Origin of the sequence: Curtobacterium sp. UCD-KPL2560 (assembly GCF_001705035.1) — a bacterium.
Taxonomy (GTDB): Bacteria; Actinomycetota; Actinomycetes; order Actinomycetales; family Microbacteriaceae; genus Curtobacterium.
The window spans coordinates 1-14817 of the sequence record NZ_MCIG01000076.1 but is presented as its reverse complement, the minus strand read 5'-3'; the positions used below and the strand labels follow the sequence as shown (position 1 = coordinate 14817).

Here is a 14817-nt window from a genome sequence, read left to right as displayed (position 1 = left end):
GGGCGGGGCGGGCGCGAGCTCAGTCGCGCTTGAGCATGACGACCGAGGCGGCCGCCGCGACGAGCATGAGCACCGCGGCGACACCGGCCGTGATCGTCACGCCCGAGTCGAAGGCGGCCCGGGCGCTCTCGAGCAGCGCCTGCCCGGCCGTCCCGCCGAGGTCCGACGCCGCCGACACCGCGCCGCCGAGCGTCTCCTGCGCCGCCGTGTGCGCCGCACCGCTCAGGCCGTCGGGCACCACGACGTGCGCCCGGTACGCGGTCGCCAGGACCGTCCCGAGCACGGCCGTGCCGAGCACCGCGCCGATCTCGTACGCGGTCTCGGACACCGCCGAGGCGGCACCGGCCTTGTCCGCCGGCGCGGTCGAGATGATGAGGTCGTTCGTCACGGTCTCGGACGCGCCGATGCCGATGCCGAGCAGCACGAACGCGAAGCCGAGTGCGACCACCGAGGCGCCGTGCCCGAGCACCGACACCATCGCGTACGCGGCGGCCGAGAACGTCAGCGAGACGGCGACGACCCAGCGCGGGGCGACCCGGGCCACGATCGGGACGACCACGAGGCCCGCGACGATGGTGAGCACCGAGCCCGGGATGAGCACGACCCCCGCCGCGAACGGGTCGAGGCCGGCGACGAGCTGCAGGTGCTGCGCGACGAAGAACAGGAACCCGGTGAGCGAGAACATCGCCGCCATGTTCATGAGCACGCTGCCGGTGAACGCGGTGCTCTGGAACAGCCGGAGGTCGAGCATCGGCGTGCGGGACCGGAGCTGCCGACGGACGAACGCGATCCCGCACAGGACTCCGACCGCGAGCAGGGCGATCGCGAAGCCGCGCTCCTCGGGGTGCACGACCGACTTGATCGCCCAGGCGGTGGGGGCGAGCGCGCCGAGGGACAGCGCCATGCTCGTCACGTCGACGGGGCCTGGCGCGGGGTCGCGGGACTCCGGGACGAAGAACGGGATCCCGACGAGCATGAGCACGAGGATCGGGACGGCGACGACGAAGACGCTCCCCCAGTGGAAGTGCGCGAGCAGGACGCCACCGACGAGCGGGCCGAGGGCGTTGCCGGCCGCGAACATCGTCGACCACACGGCGAGCGCCATGCGTCGCTCCCCCGCGTCGGTGAAGACGTTGCGGATGATCGACAGGGTCGCGGGCATGAGCATGGCGCCGAAGACGCCCATCGCGGCGCGGGCGGCGACGAGCATCCAGGCCTCGGTGGCGAAGGCCGCGGCGAACGAGAACAGTGCGAACCCGGTGCCACCGACCACGAGGATGCGACGGCGGCCGATGCGGTCACCGATGCTGCCCATCACGACGAGCAGCCCGGCGAGCACGAGCGGGAAGACGTCGACGATCCAGAGCTGCGTGGTCGCGCTCGGGTCGAGTGCGCGGGCGATCGTCGGCAGCGCGAAGCTCAGCACGGTGTTGTCCACCGAGATGAGCAGCACGGGCAGCATCAGCACGGCGAGGGCCGCGAACCGTCGGGCGCGGCTGCCGGTGACGGCGGTGGCGACGGGGCTGGTGAGCAGTGCGGACACGGGGACTCCCTGGGACTTCGAGCCGGACCAGGTCGACGGCGGAGCAGACGAGACGGGACGCGGAAGTGGACACGCGCCCCGTCAGGACTCCGTGAGTGTACCGTCTGGACGGTGTTAGTTGCAAATGCAACCGATCGACGGCCGGGAGGCGCGTGCCGGCCGTGCACCGCGCCTCCCGGCCGCCTCGTGCGTACCTTCCGGGCTGTGGCCGGTCAGGCGGACTCGCGCACCAGCAGCCGGTGCCGGACGGTGCGTTGCACCGTCGCGCCGGAGCGCGGCAGGTCACCGGCGAGCATGCCGAGGGCGAGGTCGACGGCCTCGCGTGCGACGGCTGCGAGGTCGACCGCGAGCGTCGTGAGCGTCGGGGCGACCAGGGTGCCGGCCGTGAGTCCGTCGACCCCGACGACGCGGACCGTGCCCGGCACGTCGACCCCCGCGCGTCGGCACGCGGCGAGCACGCCGAGGGCCATCACGTCGTTGAAGGCGAGCACCGCGTCGACGCCGGGGAAGCGTTCGAGCGCACGGGCCGCCATCGCCGCGCCGTGCTCCGCGGTCGCGGCGTCGGCGATCGCGATCTCGGGGTGGCGTCCCCGTCGGCGCAGGGCGTCGAGCATGAGCCGCCCGCGGCTGCTCGGGCGTGCGTCGTGCGACGCGTCGACGATGACCGGGTGCCGGACGCCGGACGCGACGAGGTGGTCCGCGAGGTCCTCGACCGCGGCGGACGCGTCGAGGCGGACGGCCGCGCGGAGGACCTCGCCGGCGGGGTCGAGCTCGACGACCGGGACCGATCCGAGGTGGCCGATCCACTCCGCTGCTCGGGAGCCGAGGTACCCGATCACGACGTCGGTCTGCGCGCCGAGCGCCCGGACCGCGCGGTCCTCGTCCCCGGAGAGCCCGACGTCGGCGAGCATGACGTTCCACCCGCGGGCGGCGGCGAGGCCGAGGACGGCGGCGGCGAGCTCCGGCGAGTAGGGGTTGCGGAGGTCGTTCACCACGAGCCCGAGCTGCCGGTCACCCCCGGTGACGAGGCCGCGGCCGAACCGCGACGGGCGGTAGTCGAGCGCGGCCGCCGCGGCGAGGACCCGCTCCTTCGTCGCGGCGCTGATGCCGTACATGCCGTTGACGGCGCGGGTGACCGTCTGGCGGGACACCCCGGCGGCTGCCGCGACGTCGTGGATCGTGGCGCGCGGCGACGCGGGCGCGGCCGGGGAGGTCGCGCCCGCGTCGGGCGGCGGGGTGTGCGTCACCGTCGTCGGGTCGGCCGTGCCGTCAGGCGCGCAGGTCGAGCCAGGCGACCTGCTCCGGGCTGAGCTCCACCGACAGGCCCGTCATCGAGGACCGTGCCTCGGCGATGGTGCGCGGTCCGAACAGCGGGAACGTCGGGAACGGCTGGTGGAGCACGTAGGCCAGGGCGATCGCCGTCGCGGGCACGCCGTGCTGCTCGCCGAGCTCCCGGGCACGGCGCAGGCGCTCGAAGTTCGCGTCGGAGTAGTAGCAGCGGACGAGCTCGGCATCGCTGGTGTCCTCCGGGGTCGCGCGGCCGGTGAAGAACCCGCGGGCCTGCGACGACCACGGCAGCAGCGGGACCTGGCGTTCCTCGAGCCACTGCTTCGACGCCGCGTCGGTGACGTGCCGGCAGCCCTCCCACGGCACGTCGTACGCCTCGGCGAGGCCGAAGTGGTTGCTGAGGACCTCGAACCCGTGCTTGCCGTTCGCCGCTGCGTAGGCGTTCGCCTCGTCGAAGCGGGCGAGGCTCCAGTTCGAGCCGCCGTACACCCGGATGCGGCCGGCGCGGCGGTGCTCGTCGAGGACGTCGACGAACTCCCCCACCGGCACGTCCTCGTTGTCGCGGTGCATCATGTAGACGTCCGCGTGGTCGGTGCCCTGCCGCTCGAGGCTCTCGAGGAGCTGGCGGCTCAGCGACTCCGGGTCGCAGTACGGGGTGTGCGCGCCCTTCGTGATGACCACCACGTCGTCGCGGATGCCGCGGTTCTGGATCCACGTGCCGAGCCTGCCCTCGAGGACGCCGCCGCCGTAGATGTAGCCGGTGTCGAAGACGGTCCCGCCCTGCTCGACGAACATGTCGAACAGTGCGCTGGCGTGCGCCAGGTCCGGCTGGTTGTCGACGCCCATCACGAGCCGCGAGACACGCTTGTCGATGCCGGGCAGCGTGCCGTACTGCATGGGGGCGTCGGCGCGGACACGCAGGGGGCGGCCGCCGACCGTGGGGATGTCGGCGGTCTCGGCCTCGAACGGGTAGCGCAGACCGATCGCCGCACGCCAGCGGTCCAGCGTGCGGACGGTCGCCAGGGTCTCGTCGTGGGTCATCTGCGGCGCCTCGACCGCTCCGGACCGGAGGGCGGCGACGGTGGCGTCGGCCTCGTGGGCGTAGGGGTGCTCGCCGGTGGACGACAGCGTGCGCGGCTCCTCGTCGACGGTGTGCACCGTGATGGTGGGGTCGTCGGAGAGCGTCCACGGGTCGGTGAGGACGATCCGTCCGCGGCTGCCGTGCACGGTCACCGTGTTGTCGTCCTGAAGGCGCACGCCGGTGCGGACGCTCGCGGTGATGCCGGTGCGGTAGGTCAGGTGCGCCACGGTCCACTCGTCGACGCCCGTCGGGCCGAGGGCGCCGGTCGCGGTGAGGTCGACGGGCTCCGCGACGGGGACACCGGTCGCGGCCTGCACGACCGCGGCGGCCATCGTCACCGGGTACCCGCCGACGTCGAGGATGCCGCCGCCCGCGGTCGCGGGGTCGTACAGCCGCCCGGTGCGCTCCGCGGCGCGGAACGCGAAGGACGCGTCGACGTGCACGACGTCGCCGATCGCACCCGTGCGGACGAGGTCGAGCAGCGCCGCGGTCTGCGGGTGGAAGCGGTACATGAAGGCCTCGACGAGCGGGAGACCGGCCTGGCGTGCGGCGTCGACGAGGGCCATCGCGGTGCCGTGGTTCGGGGCGAGGGGCTTCTCGCACAGCACGGCCTTGCCCGCCTCGAGGGCGCGGACGACGAGGTCGGCGTGACCGGTGTGGACGGTCGCGACGTACACGGCGTCGACGCGCTCGTCGGCGAGGACGTCCTCGTAGCTGCCGGCGCGGACGTCGGCGAACCCGTGCTCGGCGGCCTCGTCGGCGAAGCGCTGCGCCCGTTCGGCCGAGGAGCTGCCCGCGGCGACCAGGACACCCGTGCTCGTCGGCAGCTGGGACAGGAACCGGCGGGCGATCGAGCCCGGTCCGAGCACCGCCCACCCGGGGCGGTCGGACCCGGTGGGCGGGGTGGACGAGGGGGTCGCGGTCTGCGCTGACATGCGGTTCCTGTTCGTGTGGTGGACCATCCGGTCACCGCGACGCTACCGGCGCCCGAGTGCCCCGACAAGGCGTTCGTGAACGTTCACGGAACCGATCGGTCGCCGCGGTCCGGACGGGTCCCTAGACTCGTGCGCATGGCAAGCGCCCGTGACCGTGTCCTGGACAGCTTCGTCGCCATCGTGTGCGAGGAGGGCGAGCGTCCGGCGACCCTCGACGCCGTCGCCGCCCGGGCCGGGGTGTCCAAGGGCGGACTGCTCTACCACTTCGGTTCGAAGGCCGCCCTGGTCGAGGGGCTGTGCGAGCGGCTCTCCGACCTCTCCGCGATCGACGTCGAGCACATGCGCGAGGCCGAGGACGGCGCAGCGCGGTACTTCGTCCGCAACTGCCTGTACGTCGGGAGCGAGCTCGACCTCGTCCTGCTCGCGGCCAGCCGGCTGCAGCAGGCGGGCTACGAGGAGGCCGGGCGCACCCTGGACGACACCGAGAACGCGTGGCTCGAAGCCCTCGTCGACGCCCTGCACGACGTGCCGACGGCACAGGCCGTGAAGCTGCTCGGCGACGGGCTCTACCACCAGGCCTCGCTCGGTGCCGTCACCGTCGACGAGGTCCGACCGAACCGCGGCTCGGTCGACATGGAGGCGCTGCTCGCCGTCGTCGACCGGCTCGTCGCCACCCGTCCCGGCGCGTGATCCGGCGCTCCGGCGTCGGGGTGGACCGCCGGCGCCCGACCTGGGGATAGACTGGGCACGATCCACCCGCTCGAACCGGAGGTACCACCGTGGGCCGCGTCATCGCCGCTTTCTTCTCGATCCTGCTGCTGCTGGCATCGATGTACCTGTTCGGTTTCGCCTTCCAGGTGGAGTCCGGTCAGGCGTTCGTCTTCATGGGCGGACTGATCCTGATGTCGCTCTCGTTCTTCCTGCCGATCCACGTGTTCGGCAAGCGCTGACCCCAGCGCTCGACGGAACGGCCCCGCACCGGTGGTGCGGGGCCGTTCTGCGTCCGGTGGGTGCCGGCGCCGATCGCCGCGGCGAAGCGCTCGATGCGCGCTGCACAACGAGAAGCACCTCGCACCACGGGATTCCGTGGTGCGAGGTGCTTCTCGTTGTGCGCGGGCCGCGTGGCCCGAGCAGCGGCTCCCCGCGCGGCGCGCCCGGGGCGACCGCCGCGCCGGCGTCAGCCCGCGATCTCGCGCAGGCTCCGCAGCGACAGGGCCGTCGCGATCGCGGCGTGCGCCGCCTCGGCGCCCTTGTCCTCCTTCGACCCGGGCAGCCCGGCGCGGTCGATGCCCTGCTGCTCGTCGTCGAGGGTGAGCACGCCGAAGCCGACGGGCTTGCCGGTCTCGATCGCGACGCGGGTGAGTCCGCTCGTGGCGGCGTCGGACACGTACTCGAAGTGCGGGGTGCCGCCGCGGATGATCACCCCGAGGGCGACGACCGCGTCGAACCCGGCCTCGAGCGCGGCCTTCGCGACGACCGGCAGCTCGAAGCTGCCCGGCACGGGGACGACCTGCGCGGTGGCCCCGAGGCGCTGCACCTCGCGCTGCGCCCCCGCGAGCAGGCCGCCCGCGATGGTCTCGTGCCACTGCCCGGCGACGATCGCCACGCGCACCCCCGTCCCGTCGACGTGGTCGCGCTCGGCTGCTCCGGCTCCGCTCATCGTGTGGTTCCCTCCTGGGGCGCGGACGCTGCCGCCGCCCGGTCTGCCGCGTCGAGCCAGTCGACGAGTGCGGCGATGGTGATGACGGGCACGCCCTCGCGTGCCCCGAGTGCGACGAGGCCCGGCAGGCGCATCATGTCGCCGTCCTCGCCGACGATCTCGCAGATCGCCGCTGCGGGCCGGAGCCCGGCCGCGGTGACGAGCTCGATCGCTGCTTCGGTGTGCCCGGCGCGCTCGCGGACGCCGCCGGGTCGTGCCCGCAGCGGGACGACGTGCCCCGGACGGTGCAGGTCGTCGCGGACCGACGCGGGGTCGGCGAGCACCCGCAGGGTCCGTGCTCGGTCGTGCGCGCTGATGCCGGTGGTGACCCCGACGGCCGCGTCGACGGTCACGGTGTACGCGGTGCCGCGGACGTCCTCGTTGCGCGCGACCATCGGCGGCAGGTCGAGCGCGTCGGCGATCGCCGCACTGACCGGGGCGCAGATGAACCCGGAGGAGTGCGCCACGGTCCACGCGATCCACTCGGGCGACGCGAGCTCGGCGGCGAGGACGACGTCGCCCTCGTTCTCGCGGTGTTCGTCGTCGGCCACGATCACCGGGCGGCCGGCCGCGATCGCCGCGACGGCGTCCTCGACCGAGGACAGCCCCGACACCGTGCCACCGACGGACGACCCCACCGGACCCGCCACCGGGGTCGACGGCACCACGCGCTCGACGTGCGCGGCGTCGACGGCGCTCACCGTGCCTCCAGGACGGGCACCGTGGCGGCGTCGAGCCGCAGCATCCGGCGCACGTGCCGGGCGAGCACGTCGGTCTCGATGTTCACCCGGTCGCCGGGGACGCGCGCACCGAGGGTCGTGGCGGTGAGTGTCTCGGGGATGAGGCTGACCTCGAACCACGCGTCGGCGGGGTCGGTGTCCTCGCTGGAGACGGCGCTGACGGTGAGCGAGACGCCGTCGATCGCGACCGAGCCCTTGTCGACCACGAGCGGGCTGAGGTCGGGCGCGAGCGAGAACCGGACCCGGCGCCAGCCGTCACCGTCGCTGGTCGACAGGACGGTCGCGGTGCCGTCGACGTGCCCCTGCACGATGTGGCCGCCGAGGCGGTCCCCCACCGACGCGGCACGCTCGAGGTTCAGCCGGTCCCCAACGGCGAGCGACCCGTGTGCGCTCATGTCGAGCGTCTGACGCATGACGAAGGCGGTGAAGGTGTCCTCGGTCTGCTCGACCACGGTCAGGCAGACGCCGCTCGTGGCGATGGAGTCGCCGTGCCGTGCGTCGGCGACCACGATCGGGCCGCGGACGGTGAGCGCGACGGAGTCGCCGTGCTGCTCGACGGCGGTGACGGTGCCGAGTTCCTCGATGATGCCGGTGAACACTGGTGTCCTCTCAACGGGACTCCGGGTGTGCGCGACGGACGTCGGCAGCGGCGGACGGGACGACGGATCGTCCTGGCCGCCAGCGCTTCCTCCCGTCCGGACTCTCACCGTCGGTCCCGGAGTTCCGCCGGGTCAACATCGGTCGGGCGTGCACCCGTCCTCAGCTCGTGGACTGTCACCACCGGTTCGGAATTGCACCGACCCCGGAGCGCTTGCGTGGACCCGACGATACCCCACCCCACCGGCACGGGTGCCGGGACCGCGTCACGCGGCGCCACGGACCGGAGACGTGTCCGGCAGCGTGTGCGGGAGCGGGACCGGTGACCGGTCCGCTGCCTGGTCGGCTGCCTGGTCCGGTGGCGCGGTCCGCCACCGGCGCCGGGTCCCACGTGACGGACGGGAGGCCCGTGGCGGCGCCGCCACGTGCCTCCCGTCCGTCACCGCGTCAGCGGCCGCGGACCAGCGCGACCGCCTGCCGCACCGACAGGTCGGGGAGGTACGCGCGGACCACCGCGATCCCGATCGCGGGCAGCGCGACCGGGTCCGGGTACGCCAGCACGAGCGGGTGCAGCTCCGGGCCGAACTTCGCCTTGAACCGCAGCAGCGACCGGAACCCGTAGACCGGCTCGAGCACCCCGCCGACCAGGTCGAGCAGGCTCTGCACGCCCTCGCTCGCGGGCGGCGCGTCCGACGACGAGGCGAGCGGTGCCGCCGACAGGCTGAGCCGCTCGACGCCGTCCTGGCGCATCTGCTCGGCGGCGCTCGCGACGAGGAACTCCATGACACCGTTCGGTGCGGCGGCCGTGCGACGCATCACGTCGAGCGTCCAGCCGACCACGCGGCCCTCGCGGAAGGTGGGGAGCCAGCTCGTCACGCCCAGGACCGTGCCCTCGGCGTCGAGCGCGACGAGCGTGCGCACGGCGGGGTCGCGCATCTCGTCGACGCCGCCGAGCGTGAAGCCCATCTCCGGCAGTTCGCGCTCCGACACCCACTCCTCGGAGATCGCCTCGATCTGCCGGGTCGTGGCGACGGGCAGGTCCTGCCACGACGACCACAGGGCCGTGATGCCCTCGCGCTTCGCCTTGTTCACCGAGGTGCGGACGTCCTGCTTCTTCTTGCCGGTCGTGGTCCACGTGCGGGGGTCGAGGTCGGCGTCCTCGGCGACCGGGAGCGTCGCCCAGCCCTGCTCGACGAGGTGCGCGGCCGCGTCGGCCTCGATGCCGTAGTAGGCGGCCGTCCAGCCGTTGTCGTCGCAGTACCGCGCGAACGCGGTCATCGCGCGGTCGCGGGCGTCCGGCCAGCCGAAGGGTCCCCCGACGGTGACCGCGACCCGGCCGGTGCGGCGGTACGCGACGCCCGCGCGACCGTCCTCGGCGAACCAGTAGGCGTTCCCCTGCCAGGTCGTCATCCAGCCGAACGTGTCCCCGCCCGCGGCCTCGAGCAGCGCCCGGGCGCGAGCGCGGTCACGGCCGACGACGTCGGTGTCGAGGGCGTGCGGAGCGGCCCCGGTCGGACGGATCGCGGCGAGGGCGATGACCGTCCAGAGCGCCGGGCCGGACACGCCGAGCAGGAACCGGAGCGCCGGGTCCATCGCGGGCAGGCGGTCCCAGAACGTCACGGGCGACAGCGGCCCGAGCACCGCGACGACCAGGCGGAGCGGGTCGGCCACGCGCTGCGGCGACGACGCGGCGGTGACGAGGACGAGCACGATGATGACCGCCGCGGCTGCGAGCACGACGACGCCGAACGTCGCCACCCGCCGACGCGACGGCAGCACCGTGAAGGACCGGCGCAGCACGACGAGCACGAGCGCGGTCGCGAGCGGCACGACGATGGAGGCAGCGATCGACAGGTCGACCACGACCTGGTTCTCCGAGCCGTGCAGCTGCTGCACCCGACCGGGCACCGCGCTGTAGGTGACCGCGGCGGCGATGCCCGTGACGAGCTCGACCGCGACGACGAGCCACACCGCGAACCGGCTCCCGCGCATGAGCCCGAGGCCGCCGACCACCAGGACGAGCAGCGGTGCGGCCGCGAGGACGAGCGTCCACGGGTCGGTCGCGCGGTAGTTCAGCAGGCCGCGCAGGCACGTGTCGACCGCACCGTCGGCGTGGCAGCCGCGCACCGGGGTGACCGGCCCGGCGCCGACGACGGCCGCGAGCGGCGCGAGCAGGCCCACGCGGGCGCGGGACACCAGGGCGATGACCGGGCCGACCGCGGACACGAGCACGACCGTGCCGAGCAGGACCCGGGTCTCGCGGTGCGAGCTGCGGACCCACCCGATGCGTGCGGGGCCGCTGCGGAGCAGGGTGCCGAGGCCCCAGCCCACGAGGGCGGCGCACGCGGCGTACAGGTCGGAGACGTGCCCGGCGTAGAGCAGCAGCGCGGCGACCACGGCGAACGCGTTGACCCGGATGCGGCGTCGCCAGAGCGGACCAGCGAAGGCGCTCGCGGTGACGATCGTGCCGACCAGGGCGGTCCACGGGTCGAAGCTCGTCGCCCGACCGAGCAGCAGCGAACCGACGGGGCGACCGTCGGGGTCGAGGAGCGCCACGAGTGCGCCGAGCCCGGTCCCGACCACGGCCGTCACGACGAACGCGATCGCGGTGCGCCACGACCCCATCAGCCGTTCGGAGGCGCCGAGCAGCACCACGACGCCGGCGACGGTCGCGACGAGGGCGAGCACACCGGTCGACGCCGCGAAGACCCGGAGCGGGCCGAAGTGCGTCGGCTCGACGCCGTGCGAGACGCGCAGGGCGATGCCGACGATCGACGTCACCAGGACGAGCACCACGACCACCGCGGTCACCGGTCGACGCCGCAGCGCCCGCACCGTCGCCGTCCAGGCGGTCGACGCAGCGGTCGCGAAGCGGCCCGGCTCGCGGGGCGGCGGGGCCGACGGGGTCGGGGTCGAGGCCTGGGGCGACGTCGTCGTCGTCTCGTCCGTGGTCACAGTGCGCCCTCCGTCGCGGGGAGACCGAGGTGCGCGAGCACCGGCGGCAGTCCGTGCGCGAGCACGTACCGCACCGTGTTCCAGTCGTGGGCGGAGCCGGGCGAGACGATGGTGCTCGTCTGCATCCCGGCACGTTCCGCTGCCGCTCGGAGCAGTCCGGTCGACGCCGTGTACGGGGCGTCGTCCTGACCGTAGCCGAACACCGTCAGGTGGTCACGGTACGGCGCGTGCGCGGCCATCTCGGCGACCGGCATCGCGGCGCGGTAGGCGGCCGCGTCCCCGCCGAAGCCGAGGGCGATGGTCTGCTGCAGGCTGCCGTTCTTCGGGCCGAGCTCGCTCGAGATCGCGAGGGTGGTGCCGAACAGGTCGGGGCGGGACGCGCTGAACTGCATCGCGCAGGTCGCACCCTCCGAGAAGCCGGCGACACCCCAGTGCGCGGGACCGCTCTCGACGGGCAGGTGCGCCTGGATCCAGTTCACCGTGTCGGTCGTGACGTACGTGGCGCTCCGGCCCAGTCGGCGCGAGTCGAGGCACATCGGGTTCCGGTTCGGTGCGCCGAGCTGGTCGGGCGAGACCACGATCGGGCCGAGGCCGTCGTGCTGTGCCGCGTAGTGGTCGAGGAACTGCCCCATGTCGCCGGTCTGGAACAGGTCGGCGGGCTGGCCGGGCTGCCCGGAGAACGCGATGATCACGGGCAGCTTCGGCGGGTTCGCGACGCGGGCGGCCGGCGGCAGCCAGACCACGGCCTTGCGGGCCCGGAAGTGCGAGACCGTGCCGGGGATGGCGACGCTCAGGGTCTCACCGCTGCGGGGCATGCCGGCCGGTGCGTGCCAGTCGGCGAGGTCGGTCGACCCCGTCGTGTGCTCGACCGGCAGCTTCACCGTCCGGTAGGGGCTGGTCGCGACGGCCTGCTCGACGTTCTTGTAGAAGCCGAAGTCGACGTTCACGCCGAGCGCCGCGGACAGGACGGCCGCGACGCCGGCGACCAGTGCGAGGCCCCGACGTCGCCATCCGCCCTGCACGAGCACCGCGATCAGGAGCGCCACCCCGGCGAACGCGAAGGCGATCCACATCCTCGTGATCGGGGTGAAGGCCACACCGAACAGGTCCTGCACGTCACCGGTCCACCAGACCGCGACCAGGCCGACGACCGCACCCACGACCCCGGCACCGGCCCGGATCGCGAGTCGGCGTCCGCGGTGTCGCTCGCGCGCCGGGCCGACGAGGACCCAGGCCGTGAGGACGGCGGCGACGACGTAGACGGGGACGAGGAGCGACCGACCCGTGATCGGGATGCGCAGGAGTTCGTGGAGCACCCGTTCATCGTGGCGCGCACGACTTCCTGTACGGCCGGGAACCGCTTCCACTGCGCACAGGTTCGACACCGAGCGCTCCCAGGGAACGCTCTGTGGCCACCAAGACACGACGGTCCCCGGGCACGGGTCGGAGGGGCGCCGCGTGCGACGCCCCTCCGACCCGTGCTGTCAGGCGAGCCGCTTGCGCAGGACCATCGCCGCCGCACCCGCGAGCAGGAGCAGCAGGGCGATCCCGACGGGCAGCGTCTGCGACGCGGCCCCGGTGTACGCGAGCTGCGGCTGGTCGCCGCGGGTGGTCGCCGTGGTCGCGGCGGCCACCGTGGTGGACGCGGTCGTCCGGGAGGCGGTGGTCACCTCGGCGGTGCCGGCTGCGGTCGGGACGGTGGTCGCCGTCGGGACCGTGGTCACCACGGGCGTGGTGCCCGGGTTCGTGCCCGTGCCGGGGTTGGTCCCGGTGCCGGGGTTCGTGCCGGTGCCGGGGTCGGTCCCGGTGCCGGGGTTCGTGCCCGTGCCGGGGTTCGTGCCGGTGCCCGGGTCGGTGCCGGTGCCGGGGTTGGTGCCGGTGCCGGGGTTCGTGCCGGTGCCGGGGTTCGTCCCGGTGCCCGGGTTCGTGCCCGTGCCCGGCGTGGTGCTCGTGCCGTCGCCGACGATGCCGACGCCGTTGCCGCCGATGGTGACGGGGATGCTGATCACCGGGATGATCTGCGTGCCCGAACCGATGCCGCCCGAGCCCGAGGTCGAGCCACCGGTCGCCGGGGTCCCGGTGCCGGAACCCGTGGTCGGGGTGGTGCTGGTCGCGGTGCCGTCACCGATGACGCCGATGCCGTTGCCACCGACGGTCACGGGGACGTCGATCACCGGGATGACCTGCGTGCCCGAACCGATGCCGTCCGAGCCCGAGGTCGACCCGCCGGTCGTCGGGGTGCCGGTGCCGGAGCCCGTGGTCGGGGTGGTGCCGGTCGCGGTGCCGTCACCGATGACGCCGATGCCGTTGCCACCGACGGTCACGGGGACGTCGATCACCGGGATGACCTGCGTGCCCGAACCGATGCCGTCCGAGCCCGAGGTCGTCCCACCAGCAGCGGGGGTACCCGTGCCGGTCGTCGGTGCCGTGCCCGTCGCCGGGGTGGTCCCCGTCGCCGTGCCGTCACCGAGCAGCCCGATGCCGTTGCCGCCGATCGTGACCGGGACGCTCACCACCGGGGACACCTGCGTGCCCGAAGCGATGCCGTCCGAACCCGAGGTCGACCCACCGGCAGCCGGGGTCCCGGTACCGGCACCCGCGGTCGGGGTCGTCCCCGTCGCGGTGCCGTCACCGAGCAGCCCGATGCCGTTGCCCGTCACCGTGACCGGGACGGACAGCACCGGCGCGATCTGCGTGCCGGAGGCAGTGCCGTCCGCGCCCGAGGTGGTCGGCGCGGTGCCGGTCGCCGCGGGCGTGGTCGCGGGCGTCGACGGAGCCGGTGCCGAGGTGGCCTCGGCGTCGCCGAGGACACCGACCGCGTTGCCGGTCGCCGTCACCGGTGCGGTGACGTCACCGACGACCTGGGTGCCGGACAGGACGCCGTCCTGACCGGAGGTGGTCGCCGGAGCCGGAGCAGCAGGCGCCGCAGACGCCGGAGCTGCCGGAGCCGGAGCAGGCACCGCCGCCGCCGGTGCGGTCGTCGCGACGGCGTCGCCGCCGACGGCCACCGCGTTGCCGGCTGCCTGGACGGGTGCCGTCACCTCCGGGACCACCTGGGTGCCGGACGCGACGCCTCCGGCCCCCGAGGTGGACGGAGCAGGTGCGGGTGCCGGAGCCGGCGCGGTTGCCGGGGCCGGAGCCGGAGCCGGAGCAGCGGGTACCGCCGCGGAGACGGCGTCGCCGAGCACCCCGAGGGCGTTCCCGGTGACGGACACCGGTGCGTCGACGTGCGGCGCGACCTGGGTGCCGGAGACGATTCCGTCGGCGCCGGAGGTCGTGGCGGCGTTCGCTGCCGCTGCCCCTCCGATCGTGAGGCCACCGACGAAGAGGGCGAACCAGAGCCCTCTGCAGACGTGCTTGTTCATGGTCGTTCACTCCCTGATCGAGATCTGACGTCGACCGCGGTCACGGTCGACGGGTGCGATGCCTGCCGAGACGGACAGGCGCACCGACCTCAGTCAGGAGCGACGTCGTGGTCACCGACGACCGATGCGGGGACCGCGTCGTCGGTGAGCGTGCCGCGAGACCCCGCGGCGAGGGAGAACTGGGTGCCCGTGGTGCCGTCGACACCGGCCGGGGCGCTGCCCGCGGAGCCGGAGGTGCTGCCACCGGTCGTGCCGGTGGAGCCGGTCCCGGTCGGCAGTGCGCCGTCCCGGTCGCCGTCCGCGGGGACGAGCAGTGCGTGGCCGCCGAGGGTGGCGGACAGCGGCTGCTCGGTGCCGGAGGACCCGGCGGCCGCGACACGGGCCTGCCGGTCACTGACGGGCGAGACGGCGGCGGCGGACCCAGCCGAGGTCGCGGCCTCGTCCGACGCGGAGCCGGCGGGACCGAGGTCCTGCGCCGCACCGTCCGACGGACGCGCGCCGAGCGGGGTGGTGCCGCCACCCACCGGGGCCGGCGCGGTCCCGGTGACGGGGGTCGTGCCTCCCGGCAGCACCGGCGTTGTCGGCAGGGTCGGGACGGGCAGGGTCGGGACGGGC

General features: G+C 74.2%; 11 protein-coding genes, 1 pseudogene and 1 riboswitch. Of the genes and pseudogenes, 2 read left to right on the top strand and 10 right to left on the bottom strand.

What is annotated here, in order from left to right; genetic code table 11:
* Window positions 1-19 precede the first annotated feature (19 nt).
* The 3 genes from BEP24_RS13880 to BEP24_RS13870 form a co-directional block, all read right to left on the bottom strand.
* Window positions 20-1543 (bottom strand): MFS transporter, encoded by a 1524-nt coding sequence (locus tag BEP24_RS13880; protein WP_065964380.1) that lies wholly within the window; start codon window positions 1541-1543, stop codon window positions 20-22.
* Between the two features lie 212 nt (window positions 1544-1755).
* Window positions 1756-2790, bottom strand: a complete 1035-nt coding sequence (locus BEP24_RS13875; protein WP_065964378.1) for a LacI family DNA-binding transcriptional regulator — start codon at window positions 2788-2790, stop codon at window positions 1756-1758.
* Between the two features lie 22 nt (window positions 2791-2812).
* Window positions 2813-4846 (bottom strand): aldo/keto reductase, encoded by a 2034-nt coding sequence (locus BEP24_RS13870; protein WP_065964391.1) that lies wholly within the window; start codon window positions 4844-4846, stop codon window positions 2813-2815.
* A gap of 135 nt (window positions 4847-4981) precedes the next feature.
* Between BEP24_RS13870 and BEP24_RS13865 the strand changes: the two genes are divergently transcribed.
* The gene (locus BEP24_RS13865; RefSeq protein WP_065964377.1) at window positions 4982-5536 is read left to right on the top strand and encodes a TetR/AcrR family transcriptional regulator; all 555 of its coding nucleotides are present in this window, start codon (window positions 4982-4984) and stop codon (window positions 5534-5536) included.
* Between the two features lie 89 nt (window positions 5537-5625).
* Window positions 5626-5796 (top strand): hypothetical protein, encoded by a 171-nt coding sequence (locus tag BEP24_RS17700; protein ID WP_171898823.1) that lies wholly within the window; start codon window positions 5626-5628, stop codon window positions 5794-5796.
* A gap of 227 nt (window positions 5797-6023) precedes the next feature.
* Here BEP24_RS17700 and ribH read toward each other — a convergent pair whose 3' ends face one another.
* The 7 genes and pseudogenes from ribH to BEP24_RS17695 all read right to left on the bottom strand — a co-directional run.
* A complete protein-coding gene (ribH, locus tag BEP24_RS13860; protein ID WP_065964375.1) occupies window positions 6024-6506 on the bottom strand; it encodes a 6,7-dimethyl-8-ribityllumazine synthase in 483 nt (160 codons plus the stop codon).
* Complete coding sequence (gene ribB / locus BEP24_RS13855; protein ID WP_065964372.1) at window positions 6503-7246, bottom strand: 3,4-dihydroxy-2-butanone-4-phosphate synthase; 744 nt, start codon at window positions 7244-7246, stop codon at window positions 6503-6505. The genes ribH and ribB overlap by 4 nt, the downstream gene beginning before the upstream one ends.
* Complete coding sequence (locus BEP24_RS13850) at window positions 7243-7884, bottom strand: riboflavin synthase (protein ID WP_065964370.1); 642 nt, start codon at window positions 7882-7884, stop codon at window positions 7243-7245. Before BEP24_RS13850 ends, ribB begins: the two co-directional genes overlap by 4 nt.
* Window positions 7885-7964: 80 nt before the next feature.
* Window positions 7965-8098, bottom strand: a riboswitch (FMN riboswitch).
* A gap of 231 nt (window positions 8099-8329) precedes the next feature.
* A complete protein-coding gene (locus BEP24_RS13845) occupies window positions 8330-10837 on the bottom strand; it encodes a bifunctional lysylphosphatidylglycerol flippase/synthetase MprF (RefSeq protein WP_083230378.1) in 2508 nt (835 codons plus the stop codon).
* Complete coding sequence (locus tag BEP24_RS13840; RefSeq protein WP_253181700.1) at window positions 10834-12153, bottom strand: alpha/beta hydrolase-fold protein; 1320 nt, start codon at window positions 12151-12153, stop codon at window positions 10834-10836. Before BEP24_RS13840 ends, BEP24_RS13845 begins: the two co-directional genes overlap by 4 nt.
* A 168-nt stretch (window positions 12154-12321) precedes the next feature.
* Window positions 12322-14202 carry a hypothetical protein gene (locus BEP24_RS17860; protein WP_083230377.1) on the bottom strand — a complete coding sequence of 627 codons (1881 nt, stop codon included), beginning with the start codon at window positions 14200-14202 and terminating at the stop codon, window positions 12322-12324.
* A gap of 89 nt (window positions 14203-14291) precedes the next feature.
* Window positions 14292-14817 (bottom strand): annotated as a pseudogene (locus BEP24_RS17695) (hypothetical protein); the annotation flags it as partial.

Excerpts from the sequence above, each read along its gene's own strand:
- BEP24_RS17860 (WP_083230377.1), bottom strand. The coding sequence starts at position 14,202 with ATGAACAAGCACGTCTGCAGAGGGCTCTGGTTCGCCCTCTTCGTCGGT.
- ribH (WP_065964375.1), bottom strand. The coding sequence starts at position 6,506 with ATGAGCGGAGCCGGAGCAGCCGAGCGCGACCACGTCGACGGGACGGGG.
- BEP24_RS13865 (WP_065964377.1), top strand. The coding sequence starts at position 4,982 with ATGGCAAGCGCCCGTGACCGTGTCCTGGACAGCTTCGTCGCCATCGTG.
- BEP24_RS13870 (WP_065964391.1), bottom strand. The coding sequence starts at position 4,846 with ATGTCAGCGCAGACCGCGACCCCCTCGTCCACCCCGCCCACCGGGTCC.